Annotated in this window: 28 protein-coding genes; 10 read left to right on the forward strand and 18 right to left on the reverse strand. The window is 68.8% G+C overall.

Annotation, left to right across the window (positions count from 1 at the left end; all coding sequences use genetic code 11):
- The first annotated feature begins 74 nt into the window (after positions 1-74).
- The 3 genes from AB0F86_RS08350 to AB0F86_RS08360 all read left to right on the forward strand — a co-directional run bounded on the left by AB0F86_RS08350 (position 75) and on the right by AB0F86_RS08360 (position 2,998).
- Positions 75-278, forward strand: a complete 204-nt coding sequence (locus AB0F86_RS08350; RefSeq protein ID WP_181697116.1) for a hypothetical protein — start codon at positions 75-77, stop codon at positions 276-278.
- Positions 279-465: 187 nt separating this feature from the next.
- Positions 466-1,650: a glycoside hydrolase family 76 protein gene (locus tag AB0F86_RS08355; protein ID WP_356982923.1), complete on the forward strand. Its 1,185-nt coding sequence runs from the start codon at positions 466-468 to the stop codon at positions 1,648-1,650.
- Positions 1,651-1,726: 76 nt separating this feature from the next.
- Entirely contained in the window at positions 1,727-2,998 is a 1,272-nt protein-coding gene (locus AB0F86_RS08360; protein ID WP_356982925.1) for a hypothetical protein, read from the forward strand.
- Positions 2,999-3,002: 4 nt separating this feature from the next.
- Here AB0F86_RS08360 and AB0F86_RS08365 read toward each other — a convergent pair whose 3' ends face one another.
- Positions 3,003-3,605, reverse strand: a complete 603-nt coding sequence (locus AB0F86_RS08365; RefSeq protein WP_356982926.1) for a hypothetical protein — start codon at positions 3,603-3,605, stop codon at positions 3,003-3,005.
- A gap of 92 nt (positions 3,606-3,697) precedes the next feature.
- On the opposite strand from AB0F86_RS08365, the gene AB0F86_RS08370 reads away from it, so the two are divergent.
- Positions 3,698-4,066, forward strand: coding sequence for a cupin domain-containing protein (locus AB0F86_RS08370; RefSeq protein ID WP_356982927.1), 369 nt, complete (start codon positions 3,698-3,700; stop codon positions 4,064-4,066).
- A gap of 4 nt (positions 4,067-4,070) precedes the next feature.
- On the opposite strand, the gene AB0F86_RS08375 is transcribed toward AB0F86_RS08370, so the two are convergent.
- The 5 genes from AB0F86_RS08375 to AB0F86_RS08395 form a co-directional block, all read right to left on the reverse strand.
- Positions 4,071-4,232: a hypothetical protein gene (locus tag AB0F86_RS08375; RefSeq protein WP_181697111.1), complete on the reverse strand. Its 162-nt coding sequence runs from the start codon at positions 4,230-4,232 to the stop codon at positions 4,071-4,073.
- A gap of 162 nt (positions 4,233-4,394) precedes the next feature.
- On the reverse strand, positions 4,395-5,942 hold the full coding sequence (locus AB0F86_RS08380) for an MFS transporter (protein ID WP_356982929.1): 1,548 nt from the start codon (positions 5,940-5,942) through the stop codon (positions 4,395-4,397).
- A 50-nt stretch (positions 5,943-5,992) separates the two neighbouring features.
- Positions 5,993-6,889: a D-alanyl-D-alanine carboxypeptidase gene (locus AB0F86_RS08385; protein WP_356982931.1), complete on the reverse strand. Its 897-nt coding sequence runs from the start codon at positions 6,887-6,889 to the stop codon at positions 5,993-5,995.
- Between the two features lie 77 nt (positions 6,890-6,966).
- Positions 6,967-7,194 carry a DUF6480 family protein gene (locus AB0F86_RS08390; protein WP_067638667.1) on the reverse strand — a complete coding sequence of 76 codons (228 nt, stop codon included), beginning with the start codon at positions 7,192-7,194 and terminating at the stop codon, positions 6,967-6,969.
- A gap of 60 nt (positions 7,195-7,254) precedes the next feature.
- Positions 7,255-8,340 carry a saccharopine dehydrogenase NADP-binding domain-containing protein gene (locus AB0F86_RS08395; RefSeq protein WP_356982933.1) on the reverse strand — a complete coding sequence of 362 codons (1,086 nt, stop codon included), beginning with the start codon at positions 8,338-8,340 and terminating at the stop codon, positions 7,255-7,257.
- A 111-nt stretch (positions 8,341-8,451) separates the two neighbouring features.
- Here AB0F86_RS08395 and AB0F86_RS08400 point away from each other — a divergent pair, with 111 nt between their 5' ends.
- The 5 genes from AB0F86_RS08400 (at position 8,452) to AB0F86_RS08420 (ending at position 13,353) form a co-directional block, all read left to right on the forward strand.
- Complete coding sequence (locus AB0F86_RS08400; RefSeq protein WP_356982935.1) at positions 8,452-9,630, forward strand: FAD-dependent oxidoreductase; 1,179 nt, start codon at positions 8,452-8,454, stop codon at positions 9,628-9,630.
- A 10-nt stretch (positions 9,631-9,640) separates the two neighbouring features.
- Positions 9,641-10,579: a sigma-70 family RNA polymerase sigma factor gene (locus tag AB0F86_RS08405; RefSeq protein ID WP_356982937.1), complete on the forward strand. Its 939-nt coding sequence runs from the start codon at positions 9,641-9,643 to the stop codon at positions 10,577-10,579.
- 87 nt (positions 10,580-10,666) lie between these two features.
- Entirely contained in the window at positions 10,667-11,848 is a 1,182-nt protein-coding gene (locus AB0F86_RS08410; RefSeq protein ID WP_356982938.1) for an FAD-dependent oxidoreductase, read from the forward strand.
- Positions 11,849-11,870: 22 nt separating this feature from the next.
- Positions 11,871-12,761, forward strand: a complete 891-nt coding sequence (locus AB0F86_RS08415) for an RNA polymerase sigma-70 factor (RefSeq protein ID WP_356982939.1) — start codon at positions 11,871-11,873, stop codon at positions 12,759-12,761.
- Positions 12,762-12,960: 199 nt separating this feature from the next.
- On the forward strand, positions 12,961-13,353 hold the full coding sequence (locus tag AB0F86_RS08420) for a hypothetical protein (RefSeq protein WP_225279772.1): 393 nt from the start codon (positions 12,961-12,963) through the stop codon (positions 13,351-13,353).
- Here AB0F86_RS08420 and AB0F86_RS08425 read toward each other — a convergent pair.
- Positions 13,329-14,117: an SDR family oxidoreductase gene (locus AB0F86_RS08425; RefSeq protein WP_225279771.1), complete on the reverse strand. Its 789-nt coding sequence runs from the start codon at positions 14,115-14,117 to the stop codon at positions 13,329-13,331. The two genes, AB0F86_RS08420 and AB0F86_RS08425, sit on opposite strands and share 25 nt — an antisense overlap.
- Before the next feature lie 60 nt (positions 14,118-14,177).
- Here AB0F86_RS08425 and AB0F86_RS08430 point away from each other — a divergent pair, with 60 nt between their 5' ends.
- On the forward strand, positions 14,178-14,624 hold the full coding sequence (locus tag AB0F86_RS08430) for a hypothetical protein (RefSeq protein ID WP_356982940.1): 447 nt from the start codon (positions 14,178-14,180) through the stop codon (positions 14,622-14,624).
- A gap of 78 nt (positions 14,625-14,702) precedes the next feature.
- Here the strand turns inward: AB0F86_RS08430 and AB0F86_RS08435 are convergent, their stop codons facing one another.
- From AB0F86_RS08435 to AB0F86_RS08485, 11 genes are all read right to left on the reverse strand, one after another.
- Positions 14,703-15,083 carry a DUF4440 domain-containing protein gene (locus tag AB0F86_RS08435; protein ID WP_356982942.1) on the reverse strand — a complete coding sequence of 127 codons (381 nt, stop codon included), beginning with the start codon at positions 15,081-15,083 and terminating at the stop codon, positions 14,703-14,705.
- Positions 15,084-15,160: 77 nt separating this feature from the next.
- Positions 15,161-15,706: an HAD domain-containing protein gene (locus tag AB0F86_RS08440; protein ID WP_356982943.1), complete on the reverse strand. Its 546-nt coding sequence runs from the start codon at positions 15,704-15,706 to the stop codon at positions 15,161-15,163.
- Between the two features lie 47 nt (positions 15,707-15,753).
- A complete protein-coding gene (locus tag AB0F86_RS08445) occupies positions 15,754-15,909 on the reverse strand; it encodes a hypothetical protein (protein ID WP_356982944.1) in 156 nt (51 codons plus the stop codon).
- Positions 15,910-15,968: 59 nt separating this feature from the next.
- Positions 15,969-17,042, reverse strand: coding sequence for an acyl-CoA dehydrogenase family protein (locus AB0F86_RS08450; protein ID WP_356982946.1), 1,074 nt, complete (start codon positions 17,040-17,042; stop codon positions 15,969-15,971).
- Positions 17,039-18,217, reverse strand: a complete 1,179-nt coding sequence (locus AB0F86_RS08455) for an acyl-CoA dehydrogenase family protein (protein WP_356982947.1) — start codon at positions 18,215-18,217, stop codon at positions 17,039-17,041. Before AB0F86_RS08455 ends, AB0F86_RS08450 begins: the two co-directional genes overlap by 4 nt.
- Positions 18,214-19,437, reverse strand: coding sequence for an acyl-CoA dehydrogenase family protein (locus AB0F86_RS08460; protein WP_356982948.1), 1,224 nt, complete (start codon positions 19,435-19,437; stop codon positions 18,214-18,216). The genes AB0F86_RS08455 and AB0F86_RS08460 overlap by 4 nt, the downstream gene beginning before the upstream one ends.
- Positions 19,437-20,456 carry a phosphotransferase family protein gene (locus AB0F86_RS08465; RefSeq protein WP_356982949.1) on the reverse strand — a complete coding sequence of 340 codons (1,020 nt, stop codon included), beginning with the start codon at positions 20,454-20,456 and terminating at the stop codon, positions 19,437-19,439. Before AB0F86_RS08465 ends, AB0F86_RS08460 begins: the two co-directional genes overlap by 1 nt.
- Positions 20,453-20,908: a MaoC family dehydratase gene (locus AB0F86_RS08470; protein ID WP_181697095.1), complete on the reverse strand. Its 456-nt coding sequence runs from the start codon at positions 20,906-20,908 to the stop codon at positions 20,453-20,455. The genes AB0F86_RS08465 and AB0F86_RS08470 overlap by 4 nt, the downstream gene beginning before the upstream one ends.
- On the reverse strand, positions 20,905-21,660 hold the full coding sequence (locus AB0F86_RS08475; protein WP_181697094.1) for an SDR family oxidoreductase: 756 nt from the start codon (positions 21,658-21,660) through the stop codon (positions 20,905-20,907). The genes AB0F86_RS08470 and AB0F86_RS08475 overlap by 4 nt, the downstream gene beginning before the upstream one ends.
- Before the next feature lie 32 nt (positions 21,661-21,692).
- Entirely contained in the window at positions 21,693-22,448 is a 756-nt protein-coding gene (locus AB0F86_RS08480; RefSeq protein WP_356982952.1) for an SDR family oxidoreductase, read from the reverse strand.
- A complete protein-coding gene (locus AB0F86_RS08485; RefSeq protein WP_356982954.1) occupies positions 22,445-23,665 on the reverse strand; it encodes an acetyl-CoA C-acetyltransferase in 1,221 nt (406 codons plus the stop codon). Before AB0F86_RS08485 ends, AB0F86_RS08480 begins: the two co-directional genes overlap by 4 nt.
- Positions 23,666-23,726 lie beyond the last annotated feature (61 nt).

The following is a 23,726-nucleotide window of genomic DNA, read 5'->3' on the forward strand; positions in this document are numbered from 1 at the left end:
CGTTTTTGGGGAAGACTCGTACGAAGACACGACTTCGACACGAAAACTGCTGCTGTCGGCTACTTGTCAGCATCGTGCTCGTCACATCCTGGCTACCCCAACGACATCAGCACGCTACCGCTGCCGATCAGGACGAATACGCCGGTGTATCCGCACTGTCGAGCTCGGTATCGCTGCGATGGTTCTTCGACGCCGTGGCCTTCGAGCACCCGCACGATCAGCGGGCCGGTGGGACATCTCGTCCCTGCCACGGCACCACCGTAGCCGCCGTGGCCTGAAAATGGTGAGACATCTTGCGGCTGAACATTTCTCGTGTCGCGTATCGACGCCTCCCCAGGCGGGCTGTCACGGTGTTCAACCGATCGATTCGTGCGCTACCCGCGCGGTTCAGCTGCTCGCCATGCCGACGCCGGACAGCGGCGATACGGTGCCGGACCCGGAGACGGTGTCCAGCGAGGGAGTCGAGTGGAACGGCGTGGCGACGGGATCAGCCGACGTCGGGTGCTGTGGGGTGCGGGCGCGGCGGTGGCGCTCACCGCCCTGGCCCAGCCGACCAGGACCGCGGCGATCACGCGCGGCGCCGCGGCCGTGCCCGGGGAGTGTGAGCGGCGCGCGGATCTGGCCGAGCGCGCGATCGTCGCGCGGCATGTGCGGTCGCTGTGGGGACTGCCGCAGCGCCGGCTCGGCACGCTGGTCTGGCCCGCCTCGCTCACCGATCAGTCGTTCGGCCGCTGGTGCTATTGGTGGCAGGCCCACCTGGTCGATTGTGCGATCGACGCCGCCCACCGCGCCCGCACCCCCGAGCGGGTCGACCGGGTGGTCGCGCTGGCACGCGGCATCCGGACCCGCAATGTCACCGGGTGGACGAACCGGTACTACGACGACATGGCGTGGTTGCTGATCGCGCTCGAACGTGCGCAACGGTTGCTCGATGTGCGGTTCGACGACGCGCTCGCCGACCTGCGCTCCGCGGTGGTCGACGGCTGGAATCCGGTGCTCGGCGCGGTGCCGTGGCGCTCCGGCGACGACTTCTACAACACACCCGCGATCGGGCCGACAGGTATCGCGTTGGCCCGGCTCGGCGATCTTCCCCGCGCTGTGCGGCTCGCGGAGTTCCTGCACACCCGGCTGCGCGATACCGCCAGCGGGCTGATTCTCGACGGTGTGCACGAGCCGGGCGGCTCGATGGACCGCACGGTGCACACCTACTGCCAGGGTGTCGCGATCGGCCTCGATACCGAATTGTTCGCGCGGACAGGTGAATCCGGGTACCGCGAGCGTGCGCGGGACCTGGTGCGTGCCGTCGGCGAACTCCTCACCGACGACGGAGTGATCAGTGGTGCCACCGATGACGACTCCGGGTTGTTCATGGGTATCCTCGCGCGCTATCTCACCGAAACCGCGCTGGTGCTCGGCGATACGACCGCAGCGGGGATCGTGCATGCCTCCGCACGGGCGGCGTGGGAGCATCGGGCCGAGGTCGACGGACTGCCGCTGTTCGGATCGGACTGGTCTCGTCCGGTCGCGGTGCCTGCCAGGCTGAACCGGCTCGGTGACTACGGGACCGAGCCGCCCCAGGACCTCTCGATCCAGTTGAGCGCATGGATGGTGCTGGAAGCGGATTGCCGGTTGACAGCTGTCGGGGTCTGAGAATCCATCGGGCGCGACACCGTTCGGAGGCGAATCCCAGTTGCCGCCGACCCGCTTCTCACCCAGGATGGTGGCGATGACAATCGAATTGAACGAAGCTCGCGAGTTGCTCGCCCAGGGGCATCTAGGCGGGTCCGTGCGTTCTCTGCGGCCGGTCGCCGAGCAGCTTCCGCTCCCCGAACTCGTGACCTTCCTGATCGAGCTGGCCGACGCCGCCGAGCTGGAACCGCTGGCCACCAGCGCACGGGCGGCACTCCCCGACGCCACCGATGCACGCGCGCTCACGATGCTCGGCTACGACTGTGTGGAGTACGGCCTGTCGTTCGCCGCGGTCCCGGTTCTGCACGAAGCGTTGCGGGTGGATTCCACTGTGCGCCAGGCGCTCGCGGAGCTGGTCGCCGCGCTGGAGGACGAACACCGTCATGCCGAAGCCGTCGAGGTGTTGGGGCGGTATGCCTCGAGTCCGCGCGAGTGGGCGGAACACTATCTGCTGGTGTACAACTCGATCCTGGCGGGTGATCCGGCCACCGCCCGCGCCGAGTTCGCCGACCTGCCCGAACCCGACGACGACTGGGTGTTCGCCCGTGATCGGGTGAGCCGCATGCTGATTCGCGCCGATCGTGCGGCCGCCGTGAGCGCCCTGGACCATCGGGACTTGCGTGGCTGGCAGTTCACCCTGACCGGCGGCTACCTCGCGACGATGTCGCCGTACGGGTTCGACGCCGGAATGACCGGGCGCTGGGCGTATCTGGGCGACAACGCCGCCCTGTGCCGATACAGCATCCACCGCGTGGGTCTCGCACTGTCGGCGGCCGGCCGTGCGCCACGTACGGTGTCGTTGCTCCCCGATCGGGCGGATCGCATCCTCGGTCTCGCCACGGCCCGCGTCCTCGACCTCCCCACCCAGGAGTACGAGCCCGGCGCCGAAGACACCCTCGTCGTCGCCTACGACCTGCGCACCGTCGACCCCGACCTCGTCGTCACCCTGCACGAGCGCGCCCCCGGTCAGATCCTGTTCGAACACGCCACCTGCTGGACTCAGCCTCCGCCGGTGACGGCCGACATCAGCGGCCTGCTCCACCAGACCGTCATCGCGCCCTGGGCACCCACCCAGCGTGTCGGCGAGAACGGCCTCGAACCGGTCCCTGCGGACTCCCGGCCCGAATCGGAGATCGCCGCCGAGATCGCGGCCGCCGACCCCACCCCCGACGCCGGAGACGGCGAAGCCCCGCCCGACCTCGACCCCACCTTCACCACCTTCGTCACCACCACCGCCGACACCTGGCTCCTCGGCCCCCGCACCCCCGTCCGCTCCCCCGGCCCTGTCCGCAGTTCCTTCTTCGGCTGAGCCGTTATCCGCACCGGCCCAGCCACCACCACCCGTCACCCAATTCGATGACCGGACACAGCTGGTCCCCGAACACCTCGAACGGCTCGGCGGGTGGTTCACCGTCCAGGTGCGCGTAACCGACTGCGCCGTCGGGAATCCCGACATAGTCGGGCACGAAGCGCGCCGTGTGGTCGTCGGCGGTCCGCACCACGGCCACCTTGCAATTGGCCGACACCCAGCAAAGATGCGTCGGCAGGTCGGTCCCGTAGTAGTCCCGCACACTCAGATCCCTGGCCACCGCCGCGTCGAATGCGGGACGCTCGAGCTGAAACCGTGTCCACACCCGCGCTTGCGGCCAGAGGTAGAACATCACCGGCACACCGATACTCACGACGGCCGCGACACCGGTGACGACCTGTGGCCATCGCCGTCCACCCCTCATCGTGCGCCACACCGCGGTCACCGCGACAACCACCACCGCCAACCAGAACGCGGCGAGCAACGGCAGCGCCATAATCCACAGCACGGTCACGACCCATCCCGAATGCAGGCTCGTCACCACCGCCGCGATCATGACGCCGCCGCTCACCACCGGCCACACCCACACCCGTTTCCGCTCGCTCACACCGGAAACCTATCCGGCCGATCCGCCGAAAACATGGGGAGAATGTAGCGATCCGTTGCGAATCCAGGTCCGTCGAGTGCCAGGATCGGTGTATGGCGAACAAAGTAGTCGACGTTGCGGCCACTCTGTCGGCGTTTTCGGAGCGGTGGTCGCCGAAAGTGGTCGCACGAGTCAACGATTATGAGATCAAGCTGGTGAAGCTCGTGGGTGAGTTCGTGTGGCACAAACACGACGAGACCGATGAGCTGTTCTTCGTCGTCGCGGGCGAACTGACTATTCGGATGCGAGACGGTGACGTCGTGCTGCGGTCGGGGCAGATGTTCGTGGTGCCGCGAGGGGTCGAGCACTGTCCGGTTGCGGACGGTGAGGTGCACGCGATGCTGATCGAGCCTGCGGGTGTTCGCAATACCGGTGATACAGCAGGGCCCCTCACCGCTCAGATGGACGACTCGTTCCTCTGAGGAGTCAGCCCTCGAGTGCGTGGATGCGGAGCACCGGGCGGGCGCGGGTTGTTGTGCCGGGAGCGGGGCGATCGGACAGGGCGGCTGTCCAAGGGGTGGGCAGGGCGCGGCGCATCTGGCCGAAGTTGCGCTGGAGAGGGGTGCTCGGAGCTCGGTGGGCGGTCATGGCCTCGTCCTTTCGGGGCGGGGAATGATGCGGTGCGACCGGGTCTGAGATCACTGTATGGGACGGATTTGCGCAGGTCATGGGTCGGCGCGAGGATTGGGGGTGCCTCGGCACGGAGTTAAGGGGACTAGGGGTTGGCGCCCATTCCCACCGGTGATGTGCTCAGACGGTCTCGGCCAGCTGCTGTCGTTTGCGGGGTCGTTCGTCGACGGCGGTGAAGGCTGCGGCGGCGAGGATGAGGATCGCCGAGGCGAGCAGGGCCGCGTCGAGGCCTTGGTGGAAGGCCGCCTTGCCCGCGTCCATCACATCCCTGATGTAGGGCAGGTACTTGAACGGGTTGGCACCCTCGGGCAGGCGACCGCGTTCGACGGCCTCCACGGCATCGGGCTGCAGGGTCGTCGGCACGCCCAGTTCGGTCATCTTGGCCTTGAGGTCCGCGGAGAGGAACGAGCTCACGACCGCGCCGAGGATCGCCACCCCGAACGCGGAACCGACCTGGCGCATCGTATTCGTCACGGCCGCAGCCATTCCCGAGTGCTGCGGTGGCACGCCCGTCATCACCGCCGAGGTCAACGGCACGACGGCGATTCCGAACCCGATGCCCGCCACCGCCATCGCCGCCGCGATCGTCGGATCGTGCAGTGTTCCGCTCATCGCCTGACGGGTGAGCAGGATGCCACCGGCACCGACCACACAGCCGAGGATCATCGGCACGCGGGCACCCCGGCGCGACACCCAGTACCCGGCGGCCAGCGACCCGATCACGATGGTCCCGGCCATCGGCGCGAAGATCGCGGCCGTGCGCGCGGCCGAATACGACTGCGTCACCTGCAGATACATCGCGGTGAAGAAGAAGATCGAGAAGATCCCGAAGTACACGGCGAACGCGACGACGAGCGCGCTGCGCACCACGGGCATCCGCAGATACTTCAGGTCGAGCATCGGTGCGCGAGCGCGGGTTTCGACGAGGACGAACGCCACCAGCGCCACGGCACCGAGCGCGAAGAAGCCCAGCACCGGCGGGGATGTGTACCCACGGTCCTGACCGACGGTCGCGGCGTAGATCACCGCACCGAACGCGGTGGCACCGAGCACGGCACCCGCCCAATCGATGGGTTCGGGACTCGGGTCGGAGCTCTCGGGCACCGACCACAGCGCCGCGCCGAGCGCCACCGCGCCGATCACCAGGTTGAACCAGAAGATCGACCGCCACCCGTACGCGTGCACGAGCACACCGCCGAGCACCGGCCCGGCCGCCAACGCCAAGCCCGAGACCGCGGCCCACACACCGATCGCCTTCGCCCGGGCCCGGTCGTCGGGGAAGATGTGGCGCAGCACCGACAGGGTCCCCGGCTCCGAGGCCGCCGCGCCGAGTCCCATGATCGCCCGCCCGGCGATGAGCATGCCGACGGTACTCGCCATCGCCGAAACCACCGATCCCGCACAGAAGATCACCAGACCGGCGATCATCACCTTCTTGCGCCCGAACCGGTCACCGAGCGATCCACCGGCGAGCATCAGCCCGGCGAAAACCACCGTGTAGGAGTTGACCACCCACTGCAGCAGTGTCACATCGGTGCCGAGTTCGGTCCGGATCGCGCCGAGCGCGACACTCACCACCGTCGTATCGAGGAAGGTTACGAACACCACCGCCACGACCGCGGCCAATGCCGTCTTCGGCCGAGCCGCGCCTTTGCCCAACGTGATCACGGGCAAAGGTTACTGGCGATCGTGCGACCGCGCCGACCCTCGCTCGGCCCTCAGCGCACGCCGATGGGCTCCAACACACTCAGGACGGGGTCGTAGGCCCAGTTCAGGATTCGGGTGGCGTCTTCGCGGGCGACCGCGCTGCTGGTGTCGGAACTGTGCAGCACCACCCCGATCAGCGGGATGCCCGCGCGCACCGTCTCGAACAGCAGGCAGTGCCCGGCCGCATTGGTGTTGCCGGTCTTCAGGCCGATGGCCCCGGGGTATTCGTGCAGCAGCTTGTTCGTTGTCTCCCAATGGTGTTCACGGTTGTCGTGGTCGGCGGGGACGTGGTGGTCGCGCGCGGCGACGATCTCACGGAAGGCGGGCAGTGCCATCGCGCGCACGCCGAGCGCGACCAGCGCGGCCGGGGTGGAGTGCGTGGAATTGTCCGTCGGGTTGGGCAACCCGCTGGGATCGGTGAACTGAGTGGCGCCCAAGCCCATCACCCGGGCGGCGTCGTTCATGCGGCCGATGAAACCGGCCTGGCCGGGCCCGAAGGACTCGGCGATGGCATAGGCGGCATCGCAACCCGAGGGCAGCAGCAGCGCGTAGAGGAGCTGGCGGGCGGTGAGCACCTCACCCGCGGTGAGTCCGGCGGTGCTGCCGTTGTGCTGGGCGCAGTAGGCGCCCGACTCGGCCGGCACGGTGACCGGTCGTTCGAGGTCACCGGTGCTGATCGCGACCACGGCGGTCATCACCTTGGCGATACTGGCGATCGGGACCGGGGTGTTCGCCTCGCGACCCCACAGCACCGTGCCGGTGAATCCGTCGGCGAGCGCCGCTCCCGCGGCCTGCACGCCCTCGGGTCCGCCCGCCCACGGCGCCTCGGCACTCCCGGACGGTGCGGCGCCCGCGACGCCGTGACCAGCCGCGACGACCAGCGCCCCGGCCACAACTGTGTGCAACACCCTGGCAAATGTCGGCATGCGCACAGTCTGGCGCACAAATCCCGCGGCCTGCGGGATTTCCGCGCGTCGCGGTGTCTCTACATCGCGGCGATCACCCCGACGATCACGGCCGCGAACACGGCGACGAGCACCAGCGTGACGACCACGGCAGCGATCCCGGTGAGCGGGAAGTGGTGGCGGGTGCTCGGTTCCGGCGCCGACAAACCGGAGGTCTGCGGCGATTCCGGCGGGGTGGAGCCGGGCGGTACGCCCCCACCCGGCTCGAGGTCGGGGGTATTGCGCGGGTCGGGATCCATCGAGGTCATGGGGTCACCTGCCTTCCTGACACGGCGCGCTTACCCTGGGTCGGCGTCCTCAATCGCCGCTCAGGCGGGCCGTGGCTCCGGGAAGGGCCAACTGATGTCCCCACCGGGGATCGACAGCAGGAAGTCGGCGCCGAGCGCGTTCGCGGGGGTGTGCGCGCCGGGTGGAGCGGGCCGGGAGTGCAGGGTGATCGCCGCATGCACCATCGAACGCGCGGTGAAGGCGTAGGTGTTGGACACGTCGACGGCGAGCGAAAGGCCGCTGCCGTCGGCGCGGTAGACGCGGGCCCAACCGGTGCTGCGAGTGGCGTCGCGGGTCGCCTGATCGGGAACCGGAATACGGTCGATCACCAGGTCGGTGACGGTCCGACCGACCCCGCTGGCCGTGACGAACCGCAGCGGCGTGCTCAGCGCCCGCACCACCGGCGACAACGGAACGGCGGTGAACGTGGCCACCTCGGTGAGCCCGTAGCCGTGGCCCGCGCTGCACACATCGCCCAGTGGCGTACTCGCGACACCGACCGGACGACCTCGGCCCACATCGATCGTCAGGGCACGGTGCGCGTGCGGCACCGCGACCAGGTCACCGCCGGAACGCACCAGATTGCCGCGGGCGATGCCGTCGACCGCCGTACGCAACGTGCCCCGGCTGAAACCACCGCGGCTGATCATCGCCACGTCGGCGCCGACCGCGTCGGGCACGTCGCCGACCAGGCGAGCCACGAGATGGTCGGTCGGGACGATATCGAAGCCGACGCCGGGGATCACGGTGATCCCGGCACGCACCGCGTCGTCGTGGCGGGCGTAGATCGCGGCGAATACCTGCGTCTCGCCGGTCACGTCGAGATAGTTGGTTCCGCTGGCCAGACAGGCCTCGAGCATCGGTGCGTAGGTGTGGACGAACGGCCCGGCGCAGTGCAGCACGATGTCGACGTCGGCGAGTTGCGCGGCGGCGTTGTCGGGGTCGGCGAGGTCGAACGGGCGCGCGGTCAGGCCGTGCCGGGCGGCGACTTCACCGACCCGCTCGGCCGAGCGACCCGAGATCAGCGGCCGCAATCCGCGCGAGAGTGCTTCGGCGACAACGAGTTCACCGGTGTATCCGTAGGCGCCGTAGATGAGCACAGTCGGCGCGCCGTCCAGGTGTGACATAGGGGAACACTAAGCGCTCGATCAGCGTGTGGTCCAGTTCACTCGATCGCGCTGTCAGGAATTCGGGAGCTGTCTCGTTCAGGGTGTACGCGAACCAGACAGGAGCGAATCATGAAGCACCGCATCGTTGTTCTCGGGGCCGGATACGCCGGGGCCTTCAGCGCCGGTTTCCTTGCCCGCCAGTTGCACGGCGACGACGTCGAGATCACCGTCGTCAATGCCGAACCGGACTTCGTGGAGCGGTTGCGGCTGCATCAGCTCGCCGCCGGACACGACCTGCCGCATCGCCCGCTGGCCGAGGTCTTCGCCGGCACCGGCATCCGGTTGCGGGTGGCCAGGGTGACCGCCCTCGACGTCGACCGGCGTCGGGTCACCCTCGACGAAGGCGGCCACCTGGGCTACGACACCCTGCTCTACACGCTCGGCAGCACCATCGCCGACCACGGTGTCCCCGGCGTCGCCGAACACGCCTACAACGTGGCCGGACGCCCCTCGGCGCTGCGGCTACGTGCCCGCCTCGACGACTTGGGGGCGCACGGTGACGTGCTGGTCGTCGGCGGAAATCTCACCGCCATCGAGGCCGCGACGGAGATCGCCGAGGCCCGTCCCGGCCTGCGGGTCACTCTCGCCACCAGCGGCGAGGTGGGCGGTTGGCTCGGGCCGAAAGCGCGCAGGCATCTGCTGCGAGCCTTCGACCGGCTCGGCATCGCCGTGCACGAGCACACCACGGTCGAGCGCGTCGAACAAAGTGCGGCGTTCGCGGCCGACGGCACCGCCTTCGTCTCCGACGCGACGGTGTGGGCGGCCGGATTCGCCGTCCACCCGATCGCCGCCGCCAGTGGGCTCGCGGTGGAACCCGACGGGCAGATCACCGCGGATCGCGAGCTGCGGTCGGTGTCGCACCCGAATGTGTTCGTCGCGGGCGACAGCGGATTCGTCATCGGCGGGAACGGTCAGCCGCTGCCGATGTCGTGCGCGTCGGCCGGGTTCACCGGACAGCAGGCCACGGCGACGATCATCGGCGAGCTCACCGGACGCGCGATCAAGCGAACCTCGCTGAGCTACGTCGGCAACCATGTGAGCCTCGGGCGCAAGGACGCGATCTTCCAGTTCGTCGACGGCGATGCCCGCGCCAAGCCGGGCGCCCTGTGCGGCAGACCCGCCGCCTGGGTGAAGTCGGCCATCGTGGGGACCAGCGGCTGGGCGATCAGCCACCCGACGTTCGGCAAGCTCGACCACCACTACCGTGCGGCCGCGGGCGCACCGTCGCGCGGGGTCCTCGCCGCCTAGAGTCGTGCTCATGGACACCGCGACCGTCGCGCGTTTCGAGGCCAACCGCGACCGGTTGGCCTCGCTCGCGTACCGCCTGCTCGGGTCGGCCGCCGATGCCGAGGACACGGTGCAGGACGCCTTTCTGCGGTGGCAGGCCGCGGATCGCGACCATGTCGAGGTACCCGAGGCCTGGCTCACCAAGATCGTCACCAATCTGGCTCTCGACCGTCTGCGCTCCGCCAAAGTGCGCCGCGAACGGGCGGTGGGCGCGTGGATGCCCGAACCGCTGCTCGACGGCGACCCCATGCTCGGGCCCGCCGACACCGCCGAACAACGGGAGTCGGTGACGCTGGCGGTGCTCATGCTGCTCGAACAGCTGACACCGGTGGAACGCGCCGTTTATGTTCTGCGCGAAGCGTTCTCCTACAGCCATGCCGAGATCGCCGACATTCTCGGCATCAGCGAATCGGCCAGTCAGCAGCACGCGCATCGCGCCAAGCGCCGGATCACCGCCGCCCGCAACGGAACCGGCACCGACCACGTAGCGGCGCGACGCATCGTGGAGGCGTTCGTCGCGGCCGCGTCGTCGGGGCGCACCGAACAGCTCGTCGCCCTGCTCACCGCCGACGCCACCGGTACTTCCGACGGTGTGGGCGGAACCGCCCGCAAGCTCGTGCGGTTCACCGGCCCGTCGCGGCTGGCGATCGCCATGCGGGCGGGTTTGCGGCCCGACACGATCAGACGCCACCTCGACGATCGCGTGCCCGATCTCCACGCCGCCCTGGTCAACGGCTGCCCGGCCCTCGTGTTCACGCTCGACGACCGGGTCCTCGGCGTGGCGATCATGGAGGTACGCGACGGCCGGATCGCGGGTCTGCGCGCCATCGCCAACCCGGTCCGGTTGGCCCGTTTCGCCCAGCGGTGGCAGCGCACCGACCACGACAGCCCACTCATCGAGGCTTGGTAGACCCGCTGGTGATCTGAGTCACATCGTGTCAGGATCTTCGCCCGTGCGGTGTCTTGTGCTCGAACCCCTCGGAGCGAAGGAGACACCATGAACACCAACCACGTGGTCGTGATCGGCGGCGGATACGCCGGGGTGATGGCGGCCAATCGGCTCAGCGCGCGCCAGGATGTGCGGATCACCGTGATCAACCCGCGCCCCGTCTTCGTGCCCCGGCTGCGCCTGCATCAGCTGGTCGGTGGAACCCACGACGCGATCGTCGACTACCGCGACGTGCTGGCCGAGGGTGTCTCGCTGGTCGTCGACAGTGTCACCGGGATCGACGCGGGCGCCCGCCGCGTCGCCCTGGCCGACGGCGCGGACCTCGACTTCGACTACCTCGTCTACGCCGCCGGTAGCGGCGCCGCGGAACCGCAGGTGCCCGGTGCCGCCGAATTCGCCTATCCGGTCGCCACTTTGGAGGCAGCGCAGCGGTTGCGGTCGATCCTGTTCGACCGGGCCATGTCGGCGCCGGTGACCGTGGTCGGCGGCGGCCCCACCGGGATCGAGACCGCGACCGAACTCGCCGAACAGGGCCGATCGGTCACCCTGGTCTGCGGCGGCACGCTCGGCCCGTACCTGCATCCCCGGGCTCGGCGAACCGCCCGCAAGTACCTGACGAAACTGGGTGTCGGGTTGCTCGAAGGCCCCGAATCGGTCGTCACCGAGGTGACGCAGACGTCGGTGCGGCTGGCGACCGGAACGGCGCTGCCCAGCGAGATCACCATCTGGGCAGCGGGTTTCGGGATACCGCAACTGGCGGCGCACAGTGGACTGCGTACCGACGCCGCCGGGCGGCTGCTCACCGACGAGACTCTGACCAGCGTCGACGACGATCGGATCGTCGCGGCCGGTGACTCGTCGGCACCCTCGGACCTCCCGTTCCGGATGAGCGCCTATGTGGCCGGTTGCCTCGGCGCGCACGCCGCCGACACCATCGCGCACCGCATCGACGGGACCGAACCCACCTCGATCGACCTGGCTTTCCAGGCCATGTGCATCAGCTTCGGCCGCCGAGCGGGAATCTTCCAGCTCGGCCACAAGGACGACACCGCGATGGGCCTGTACTTCACCGGCCCGGCCGGTCGCGCGCTCAAGGAGTTCTCGTGCGCGGCCAGTGTGAAGCACCTGGTCACCGAGGCGAACAAGCCCGGTTCGCACTCCTGGCCGAAGGACGGCAAACGCCGTCCACAGGTGTTGCGCGACCGCCGCGCCACGATCACCACAGCCTGAGCCACGGACAGGAGAACCGACGATGACCACTCCCCTCGACGCGACGGAAACCTTTGTGCAGCATCGCAATCTGCTGTTCACGGTGGCCTACGAGATGCTCGGCTCGGCGGCCGACGCCGAGGACGTACTGCAGGAGACCTGGCTGCGGTGGGTGAAGGCCGACCTGGAGCAGGTGACGGACCGGCGCGCGTATCTGGTGCGCATCACCACCCGCCAGGCGCTGAACCGGTTGCGCTCGCTCAAGCGGCGACGGGAGTCCTATGTCGGTTCGTGGCTGCCGGAACCGCTGCTCACCGCACCGGACGTCGCCGCCGATGTCGAACTCGCCGACAGCGTGTCGATGGGATTGATGCTGGTGCTCGAGACGTTGACCCCGACCGAACGCGCGGTGTTCGTGCTGCACGAGGCGTTCGGCATCAGCTACGCCGAGATCGCGGCGGCGGTCGACAAGTCGCCCGCCGCCGTGCACCAGATCGCCAGTCGCGCCCGCCGGCACGTGGAGGAACGCAGGCCACGGCGCACGGTGAGCGCACAGCAGGCCGAAGCGACGATCGAAGCGTTCCAGCGAGCGCTGGAGACCCGTGACCTGCAAGGATTGCTCGATGTCCTCGCCCCGGACGTGGTTGCCGTCAGCGACGGAGGCGGAATCAAGCAGGCAAACCCGCGCCCGGTTGTCGGCGCCGACAAGGTGTCGCGCTTCATCGTCGGCGGCCTCACCAAGCACGCTGTCGACCTCGTCGTCGAGCCGACGCTGGTCAACGGCGGACCCGCGCTCGCGGTGTCCATCGACGGCGAGCGCGACGGTGTGCTCGCCGTCCGCGTCGAGGACGACCGGATCACCGGCATCTACTACGTGCGCAACCCGCAGAAGCTGACTCACATCGACGCGGCGACCCCGCTCACTCTGAGATGAGATGCACGTAGGCGTTCCTGCAGCCACCTGCACCCATCCACGACTCCCCCACGCACGAATAGTGTGCGGGCGGGTCGGCACCGCACTACCCGCACCACCCACTCCCTGGAGCCGGCCCGCCCGCTTTAGTTCTCGCGTGTTTTCGCACTCGCCGTGGGGGTACGCGGCGAACATCCAGCCCTTCTCTGTGAGGAGTGCGATGTCCGCCGACGATCGTTCGACCAGGCCGGCTCCAGCCGCGGCTCTCGCCCGCGCGCACGGCGCCTTCAACGTTGTCGGCGGCGTATGGCCGCTCCTCAGCAGACGCAGCTTCGAGGCGATCTTCGGCCAGAAGTACGACCGCTGGCTGCAGTTCACCGTCGCCGGACTGCTCGCGGGCAACGGCCTCGTGCAGCTGACGGCAGCGCGCACACCGGCAGGTCTGGCAAGCGCACGTCGGCTCGGTCTCACCACAGCGGGATGGTTGCTGACGATCGACTTGATCTATGTCCCCAAGGGGACCATCCGCAAGACCTACCTCATCGACGCGGCGATGGAGATCGGCTGGCTCGCCGCCTGGCAAGGGCGTTACGGCAGGATCGAATCGACGTAGCCGCCGTCGACGCGCAGGGCTCCGCCGGTCGTCGCCGATGCCAGCGGCGAACTCAGGTACACGACCATGTTCGCGATTTCCGACGGTTCGATCAGCCGCTGGATCAGGGACTGCGGGCGGTGCACGCGCATGAACTCGCGCTGCGCCTGGTCCCACGGCAACGACCGGTCGACCAGCTGGTACACGAACTCCTCCACGCCACCGGTGTGGGTGGGTCCGGCGATCACCGAATTCACCGTGACGCCCGTCCCCGCAGCATCTTTGGCGAAGCCACGGGTCACCGCGAGCAGCGCGGTCTTGGATACGCCGTAGTGGATCATCTCGGCGGGAGTGACCACGGCGGAATCGCTGGCGATCTGCAGGGCGCGACCCCACCCGCGCTCGGTCATGCCGGGCAGGTACGCCCGGATCAGCCGCACCGCCGACAACACATTCACCTCGAAGAACGACCGCCACTGCGCGTCGGTGATCTCGCGCGCGGGCACCGCCTCGAAGATGCCGAGGTTGTTCACCAGAATGTCGACGTCGGGCAGTTCGCGCAGCAGCTGCTCGACTCCCTCCTCGGTGGTGACATCGGCGGCGACACCGAGCGCGTCCCCACCGGTAGCGCGTATGTCGGCGACCGCCGCGTCCACCCGGTCGGCGGTGCGCCCGTTGACCACCACGCGGGCACCCGCGTCGGCGAGACCCTGTGCGATGGCCGCGCCGATGCCCTGGGTGGAGCCGGTGACCAACGCTGTCTTCCCGGTCAGATCGATTCGCACGCGCACCACTTCCTCAGAACGGTCCGGCGGCCACCGGACTCCGACAAGAAAGAACGCCGTGTGCACCTTATCCCCGTATCGGCGTCGCCACCCGACAGCACCGGCGCCGATTTCGCGGCCGAGTTCCTCGAACGACACGGCATCACCGACGCCCGGGTAGAAACGGTGTGGGACGCCATCGCGGGACACACCTCCGGCTTCAGCGACTCACCGGTCTTCCGCAGGCGCAGACCGGCCGAGATCTGGATCGCGGTGGAGGGCATCGGCATCGATATCGGTGGCGGCCCCGGCGATCTGCCGCCCGGCTACGCCGACGCCGTGCACGCCGCCTACCCGCGCCGCGGCGGAACCCCGGCGATCACCACGATCATGGAGGACCAGATCCTCGCGAACCCCCGAAAGGCATTCCCGGCCAGCCTCGGAACCGAGCTCGTGCGCCTGCACCACCCGGAGGTGCCGTTGCCGAACTGGGACAACCTTATGAGCCACAGCAGCTGGCAGGACTGACCCCCGACCGAGCAGGGCTGAGGCGACGGGGCGGCCACTTCACGTCGGAATCTGCGGATCCGGTGGCCTCGGGGAAGGTCAGTCGGGGACGTCGGTTTCTTGGAGAGTCGACCAGCGCAATGATTCCCGCTCCGACCGCAGAACCGCGAGCACACGGCGTCGGGAAACCGTGCCCGCATGGTGGTGTGATTCCAGGAAGCGGACCACCGTGACGGCACCGTCACTCGACAGCACTTCGATCTCGCTGATGGCGATGCGCAACCCCGGCTGGGCATTACGCGCCGCGCGCAGCCCGGTCAGCAATTCGTCGCGGTGCAGGACCTGGCCCGTTGTCGTCACCATGGAGAACGAAGGATCCTGCGCTGCGGCGAAGCGGTCGAAGACCGACTCCGGTGCCTCGGACCCGAGCCAAGCGGCCAGGTCGTCGTGCAGCGCTTGTATCGCATCCTCGAGATCCACGCTCAGTCCTCTCCTCACGATCACTGCCGTGCTCGGTCCACGAACTACCCTGTGCGGCAAGGGCATTCAGGTCCATCCTATGGTCTTAGGGTGCGGGCCCAGGACGCCAGGGCGGTGAAGTCGTCCTCGACGAGACCGGCGGCCGGGTGGACGAATCGCAGGAGGGCGGGTGCGGCGTGGCGGGCATTGATGTACCGGCGATCCGGTGTCGTGATGTCGTCGTCGACCCAGGCGAACGGTCTACCCGCCGCGTGTTCGACCAGTTCGGCGGTCTTCCAGAACGTCCCCTCCGGACCCTGGCACCCGGGCGATTTCCACTCGACCACCGGTAACTCCGGCAAGCCGAGGACCGGGGCGATGTGGGTGTTCGCGTCGTGCTCCCACGTTGTCGCCCACCACAATTCGAAGTCCTCCGCCAGCTCGGTCAAGGTGCGACCGTGGGACGGGTTCAACCACACCCGCAACGGCTTCACCCGCCGCACGGGGATGTCGCGGTGCCGTGCGATCCACGACTGCGGCAGCAACCGGTGCGTCTCGTATCCACGCGGACGTTGCTCCGGTTTCGCGCGGTACGGGTTGAGCGGACCGTCGACATCGAGGTAGAGCAGGGGGCGGTCGACCATTGTCGCGTTCCCCGTCCCGCCGATTACGAATCCTCTTGCCCGACAGCTTATCCGCTGCGTTCGGAGTGTGACTGCTCGTCCTCTCCTTCGGCCTGACTCGGCTGCGGGGTGAGGCGGTCGGATGGCTGGATCATTTCCGGGTCGGCGTCCGGGTCCTCGGCGGGGTCGTAGCGGTCACCGGACGGTTCCTTCGACGCGTGCATCAGGTCCTCCTTTCCTCTGCACCGCGCCTACCCGGTGTGGGGGCGGGAAAACGGCGACCTCAGGCCGGCAAGGCGATCAGTTCGGCGAGGTGGGCGCGGTGCGTACCTGCCGTGCCGAAGGCGATCTGATCGGCCTTGGCTCGTTTGAGGTAGAGGTGGGTCGGGTGTTCCCAGGTCATGCCCATGCCACCGTGCAGTTGCACCGCTTCCTCGGCCGCGAGGACGGCCAGGTCACTGCAGTAGGCCTGCGCGACACCCGCCGCCACCGGGGCATCGGGGTCGGCGGCGGCGAGCGTGGCCGCGGCGTAGCGGGCGGTGGCGGTCGCCGATTCGACACCCGTGTAGAGGTCGGCGAGCCGGTGCTTGATCGCCTGGAAGCCGCCGACCACCCGGCCGAACTGACGGCGTTCCTTCAGGTAGGCCACGGTTTCCTCGAGACACCACCGCGCCGACCCGCACTGTTCCGACGCCAGCAGTCCGGAACCGGCGAGCAGTGCGCGGCGAACCGCGGCTTCGCCGTCGGCGACGAGCGGCTGTCCCGCGAACCCGTCGAAGGTGATATCGGCGAGCTGGCGGGTCATGTCCAGCGACACCACCGGGGTGATCCGTGCGGCGTCGGCCGCGACCGCGTGCAGTGCGATGCCCTCCGGACCGGCAACAGGAACCAGCAGAACATCCGCCTCGAGCGCCCCAGCGACACTGGTGACGGTGCCGCCGTCGGCGACGGCCGGAACCGGCGCATGCGCGGCCGTGGAGAACGGAACGACAAGGGCTGCGGTCCGCTCCCCCGCCGCGAGCTCACCGAGCAACGAGCTAGCCGAGCCGAGCAGTGCGGTGGTGGCCACCACAGAACTGGTGAGGAACGGTACCGGTGCGACGAAACGCCCGAGCTCCTCGAGCACCACCGCGGCCTCCCGCGCCGATGCCGCCGCACCGCCGTGCTCCTCGGGGACGAGCAGCCCCGCGAGACCCAGGTCGACGGCGATGTTCTTCCACAGCCCGGCGACCAGCGACCGGTCGCCGTCGTAGAGTGCGGTCACCGACGACGGGTCGCAGTGGGCGCTCAGCACTGCGCGCACGGTGGCGCGCAGGTCGTCCTCGACATCGGTGTAGAGCAGGTTCAGCTCGGTCATCGGGCGACCTCCTTCCAGGGACGGTCCTTGTCGGTGCGCGCCTCGGCGGGCAACCCGAGAATGCGTTCGGCGACGATATTGCGCAGGATCTCCGAGGTGCCGCCCTCGATGGAATTGCCCTTCGCCCGCAGGTACCGGTAGCCGGCGTCGCGGCCGGTGAAGTCGACGTGATCGGGTCGGACCATGGTCCAGTCCGAATAGCGAAGGCCCTGCTCACCGAGCATCTCCACCTCCAGGCCGGACAGCTGCTGGGCCACGCGGGCGAAGATCAATTTCATCGCCGACCCCTCCGGGCCCGGCATACCCTTTGCCAGTTTCTGCTGCAACCGCACACCGGTCTGCCTGGCCACCTCGGCATCGACCCACAGCCGCAGGAGCCGATCGTGCAGCTCGGGGGTGCGCAGGTCGGGATTGTCGCGCCAGGTCCGGCTCACCACCCCGATCATTCCGGTCTCCCGGGCGGTGTCGCGGCCGCCGATCGCCACCCGCTCGGTGTTGAGCGTGGTGTTGGCGACCCGCCATCCGTCGCCCTCGGCGCCGAGGCGCTGGGTATCGGGAACCCTTGCCTCGGTGAGGAATACCTCGTTGAACTCGGCCTCCCCGGTGATCTGGCGCAGCGGTCGCACCTCGACGCCGGGCTGGGTCATGTCGATGAGGAAGAACGTCAGGCCGCGGTGCTTGGGCACGCCCGGGTCGGTGCGGGCGAGCAGGATCGCGAACTGCGCCAGGTGGGCGCTCGACGTCCACACCTTCTGCCCGTCGACCACCCACTCGTCGCCGTCACGGACCGCGCGGGTGCTCACATTCGCCAGGTCCGATCCGGCGCCCGGTTCGCTGAACAGCTGGCACCAGATCTCCTCGCCCGTCCACAACGGACGCAGGAACCGCCGCTTCTGTTCTTCGGTACCGCACGCGAGGATCGTCGGCGCCGCCATGCCGAGGCCGATGGTGTTGGCACCCGGGTTGTTGTCGGGCGCACCGGCTTCGGCGAACAGCCGCTCTACCTCGCCCTGCCATTCCCGGGGCAGCCCGAGCCCGCCGTGACCGGCCGGGTAGTGCACCCAGGCCAATCCCGCGTCGAAGCGGGCGCGCAGGAATTCCAGGCGGTCGGTGGTGCCCGGATCGTTGGCGGCGAGGAATTCCGCTACGGCACGGTGCAATTCGTCGCGCGTCACCGGGCCTCCCGCTGCTTGCGCAGCTCGCTCTTGGCCAACGCGTTCTTGTGCACTTCGTCGGGACCATCGGCGAAACGCAGCGTGCGGATACCGGCGTAGGCGGCGGCAAGGGGGAAGTCCTGGGACAGCCCGCCCGCACCGTGCACCTGGATCGCCTTGTCCAGAATCCACTGCACCGTGGCCGGGGTGGCGATCTTGATGGCCTGGATCTCGGTGTGCGCGCCCTTGTTTCCGACGGTGTCCATCAGCCATGCGGTCTTGAGGACGAGCAGCCGCAGTTGCTCGAGCCGCACCCGCGACTCGGCGATCCAGTCCCGGATCACGCCCTGGTCGGCGAGCGGCCTGCCGAACGCCACCCGGTCCTCGGCTCGCGCGCACATCAGTTCCACGGCACGCTCGGCGACACCGATGGAGCGCATGCAGTGGTGGATGCGGCCCGGCCCCAGCCGTGCCTGGGCGATGGCGAAACCGGCGCCCTCCACCCCGATCAGGTTCGACGCGGGCACACGCGCGTCGGTGAACGTCATCTCGGCGTGGCCACCGTGGTCGTGGTCGTCGTAGCCGAAAACCTCCATGCCCCGGTGGATTTCGACGCCGGGGGTGTCACGGGGCACGAGGATCATCGACTGCTGCTGGTGCCTGCTCGCGGACGGGTCGGTCTTGCCCATCACGATGAAGATGCGGCAGTTGGGGTTCATCGCCCCGGTGATCCACCATTTGCGCCCGTTGAGCACGTAGTCGTCACCGTCGCGTTCGATGCGGGTGGCGATATTGGTGGCGTCCGAGGACGCCACATCCGGTTCGGTCATGGCGAACGCCGAGCGGATGGTCCCGTCGAGCAGCGGCTCGAGCCACTCTTTGCGCTGCTCCTCGGTACCGAACTGGGCGAGCACCTCCATATTGCCGGTGTCGGGCGCGGCGCAGTTGAACACGGCGGGCGCGAGTCCCGCACTGCGCCCGGTGATCTCGGCCAGCGGCGCGTACTGCAGATTCGTCAGGCCCGCGCCGTGTTCGCCCGGAAGGAACAGATTCCACAGCCCACGTCTTCGCGCCTCGGCGCGCAGTTCCGCCAGCACGGGAACCGAGTCCCAGGCCCAGCGGTTGTCCAGCTGCCCGAGCTGCGCACGGAATACCGCTTCGGCCGGATAGACGTGGCTGTCCATGAAGTCGAGCAGCGTGGCGCGCAGTTCTTCGGTGCGCGCGTCGTAGGCGAAGTCCATCAGGAATGCTCCTTCAGTGCGGTGAGGCCGGTTTCCAGCAGGGGCTCGATCGCCGAGCCGATGACATCGAAGCCCTCGCCGACAGTCTGGCCCCGCAGGTAGCGGAAGTGGATGCCTTCCAGGATCGCGGCGAGTTTGAACGCGGCGAGCCCGAGGTAGAAGCCGAAGCGGGACATGTCGCGGTTACTGCGGGCGGTGTAGCGGGCGATGATCTCGTCCTCGGTGAGGAAGCCGGGCGCCAGCGACGCGTCGGCCACGGCGACCTTGCCGTTCGGCAGGGCGGCGAGGCGGCCGTAGACGACCATCAGGGCCAGATCGGTGAGCGGGTCACCCAGGGTCGCCATCTCCCAGTCGATGACGGCCGCGAGCCGGTCGGCGTCGTCGACGAGGACATTGTCGAGGCGGTAGTCACCGTGCACGATGCCCGCCGCCGACTCGACGGGGACGTCGGCGGCCAGGCGCGCGTGCAGTTCGGTGGCCAGCGGCAGGTCACGGGTATGGGAGGCATCGAGTTGCTGCTTCCATCGACGCACCTGCCGTTCGAGGAATCCCTCCGGCCTGCCGAAATCGGCCAGTCCGACGGCCGCCGGGTCGACAGCGTGCAAGTCGGCGAGGGTGTCGACCAGGGCGGCCGAGATGCGCTGTGTCCGTTCCGGTCCCAGCTCGGCCAGGGCGGCCGCGTCCCGATAGGGCGTGCCCTCGACCCGTTCCATGACGTAGAACGGCGCACCGAGCACGTCGGTGTCCTCGCACAGCCCGTACATGGCAGGCACGGGTACCGAGGTCGGCGCGAGCGCGGCCATCACCCGATACTCGCGGGCCATGTCGTGCGCGGTGGCCAGCACGTGCCCGAGCGGCGGGCGCCGCACGATCCACGACGACGCACCGTCGGACACCGTGTAGGTGAGATTGGACTTGCCACCGGCGATGAGTGTGGCGTCGAGGTCGGTGCCGACGCCGGGCAGCGTGGCCCGCAACCAGTGCCCGAAACGGTCGAGATCCAGACCGGGAACGGTCATTTCGCGACCGCCAGGGTGACCGTCTCCACCACACACACCGGCTTCTCACCGCCCTCGCGCTCGACGACGACGGTGTTGGTGATCAGGTGCCCACCGCCACCCGGCGCCACCGACCGCAACTCGAGACCCGCGCGCAGCCTCGATCCGACGGGCACGGGCGCCGGGAAGCGCACCTTGTTCGAGCCGTAGTTCACCGCCATCGCCAGGCCCTCGATCCGGTACACCTGGGCGACGAGCATCGGGACCAGCGACAATGTCAGATACCCGTGGGCGATCGTCGTTCCGAAGGGCCCTTCGGCCGCGCGTACGGGGTCGACGTGGATCCACTGGTGGTCACCGGTCGCGTCGGCGAAGGTGTCGATCTGCTCCTGGGTCACCGTGTGCCACCCGGAGTAGCCGAGATGGGTGCCGACTGCCGCCTCCAGCTCGGCGATCCCCTGGAATGTCCTCATGCCTTCGGCCCGCCCGCCACGTACAGCACCTGCCCGGACACGAAGCCCGCGCCTTCGCTGACGAAGAACGACACGGCGTGCGCGATATCGTCGGGCACCCCGGTGCGCGCCACCGGGATCTGCGACGCCACACCGGCTTTGAAATCCTCGAACGGAACCCCGAGCCGTTCGGCGGTCGCAGCGGTCATCTCGGTCTCGATGAAGCCCGGGGCGATGGCGTTCGCGGTGACCCCGAACTTGCCGAGTTCCAGAGCCAGTGTCTTGGTGAAACCCTGCACACCCGCCTTCGCGGCCGAGTAGTTGGCCTGGCCGCGGTTACCCAGCGCCGAGGTGCTCGACAGGTTGACGATGCGGCCGAACTTCGCCTCGGTCATGTGCTTCTGGACCGCGCGGGTCATCAGGAACGCCCCGCGCAGGTGCACGTTCATCACCGTGTCCCAGTCGTCGGTGCTCATCCGGAACAGCATGTTGTCGCGGATGACACCCGCGTTGTTGACCAGCACGGTCGGCGCGCCGAGCTCGGCGACGATCCGCTCGACGGCCGACTCCACGGCGGCCTCGACCGCGACATTCGCCCCCACCGCGAGGGCCCGCCCACCGGCGGCCTCGATCTCGGCGACGACCGGCTTGCAGGCGTCCTCGTCGAGATCGAGGACGGCCACCGCCATCCCGTCGGCGGCGAGCTTCTTCGCGACGGCGGCACCGATTCCCCGGGCGGCGCCGGTGACGACAGCGGTTCTCGTCGTGTTCATATCTTCTCCTGAAAGTCTTGCGGCACAGTGCTTTACAATCCGCCGGTCAAGGTCACGCCACCGTCGACGACGAGCAGCTGACCAGTGACCCATGCGGCGTCGGGCGAGAGCAGAAACGTCACGGCACCGGCGATGTCCTCGGGCACACCGAGCCGCTTCATCGGGTAGGTATCGGCCACCTGCTTTTCGCGGCCTTCGTACAGCGCGGTGGCGAATTTCGTCTTCACCACGGCGGGCGCCACCGCGTTGACCCGGATGTCGGGGCCCAGTTCGACCGCGAGCTCCTGGGTGATGTGGATGAGCATCGCTTTGCTCGCACCGTAGAAGCCGATGCCTGGTGCGCTGCGGATCCCCGCGATCGAGGCGACGTTCACCACCGCGCCACCGTGTTCGGCCATCCAGCGCTTGTGGACCTGCTGCGTCCACGAGAGCGCGCCGAGGCAGTTGACCTCGACGATCTTGCGCGCGGCCTCGAGATCGAGGTCGATCATCGGACCGAAGACCGGATTGATGCCGGTGTTGTTGACCAGCAGGTCGGCGCTGCCGAAGGTGGTGATCGCACGCTCGACGGTGTCGGCCTGGTGCTCGATGTCGTCGGCGCGACCGGCCACGCCGAGGGCGTGCTCGGGGCCGCCGAGCTGGGCGACCGCCGCGTCGAGCGCGTCCTGTTTGCGGGCGGTGACAACGACTTTCGCGCCGTCGTCGACGAGGCGCTGCGCGATGCCGAGGCCGATGCCACGGCTGGCGCCGGTGACGATCGCGGTCTTGCCCGCGAAACGGCCGGTCACGAGAGCCGCTCCAGCACCATGGCCATACCCTGGCCGCCGCCGACGCACATGGTCTCCAAACCGAACTGCTTGTCGTGGAAACGCAAGGAGTTGATGAGCGTACTCGTGATGCGGGCGCCGGTCATGCCGAACGGATGGCCGATCGCGATCGCGCCACCGTTGACGTTCAATTTGTCCTCGGGGATGCCGAGTTCGCGGGCCGAGCCGATCACCTGCACCGCGAATGCCTCGTTGATCTCGACCAGGTCGATGTCGTCGATGGTGAGACCGGCACGGCGCAATGCCTGCTGCGACGCCTCGATGGGGCCCAGGCCCATGATCTCCGGCGACAGGCCCGAGACACCGGTGCTGACGATCCGCGCCAGCGGGGTCAGGCCGAGCTCGCGCGCCTTGGTGTCGGACATGATCACCAGGGCGGCGGCGCCGTCGTTGAGGGCACAGCAGTTGCCCGCGGTGACGGTGCCGTCGGGACGGAAGACCGGCTTCAGCTGACTCACCGCCTCGAGCGTGACACCGGCACGCGGGCCGTCGTCGGCGCTGACCACCGTGCCGTCGGGCAGCGTCACCGGGGTGATGTCGGTGGCCCAGAAGCCGTTGGCGATGGCCTTCTCGGCGAAATTCTGCGAGCGGACACCGAATTCGTCCTGTTCGGCGCGGGTGATCCCGGTGTGCTGGGCGACATTCTCGGCGGTCTGACCCATCGCGATGTACACATCGGGCAGGTCACCGGCCAGGCGCGGATCCGTCCACACGGGTGCCCCCGCGTCGGTGCGCGCGGTGGTGCGGGCGAGCGCCTCGGCGAAGACGGGGTTCTTGGTGTCGGGCATGCCGTCGGCGCTGCCCTTGCCGAAGCGGCTCACCGTCTCGACTCCGGCCGAGATGAACACGTCGCCCTCGCCCGCCTTGATGGCATGCAGTGCCATTCGCGTGCTCTGCAAGCTCGACGAACAGTAGCGGTTCACCGTGGTCCCGGGCACCGCGTCCAGCCCGGCGAGCACCGCGACCACCCGGGCCATGTTGAAACCGGACTCTCCCGCCGGCTGCCCGCAGCCCAGGACCAGGTCCTCGATCTCGGTGGGGTCGAGGGCGGGTACCTGTGCCAGGGCCGCACGCACCATCTGAACGGTCAGGTCGTCGGGGCGGAGGTCTTTGAGCGACCCCTTGCCCGCCCGCCCGATCGGGGAACGAGCGGCGGCGACGATCACGGCTTCCGGCATCGGAGCTCCTTTGCTGAATAAGCGCTTGCTTAGACGCATAGTGCTGTAGATCGCACGCCAC

Origin of the sequence: Nocardia sp. NPDC023733, assembly GCF_040639775.1 — a bacterium.
GTDB classification, from domain to species: domain Bacteria; phylum Actinomycetota; class Actinomycetes; order Mycobacteriales; family Mycobacteriaceae; genus Nocardia; species Nocardia rosealba.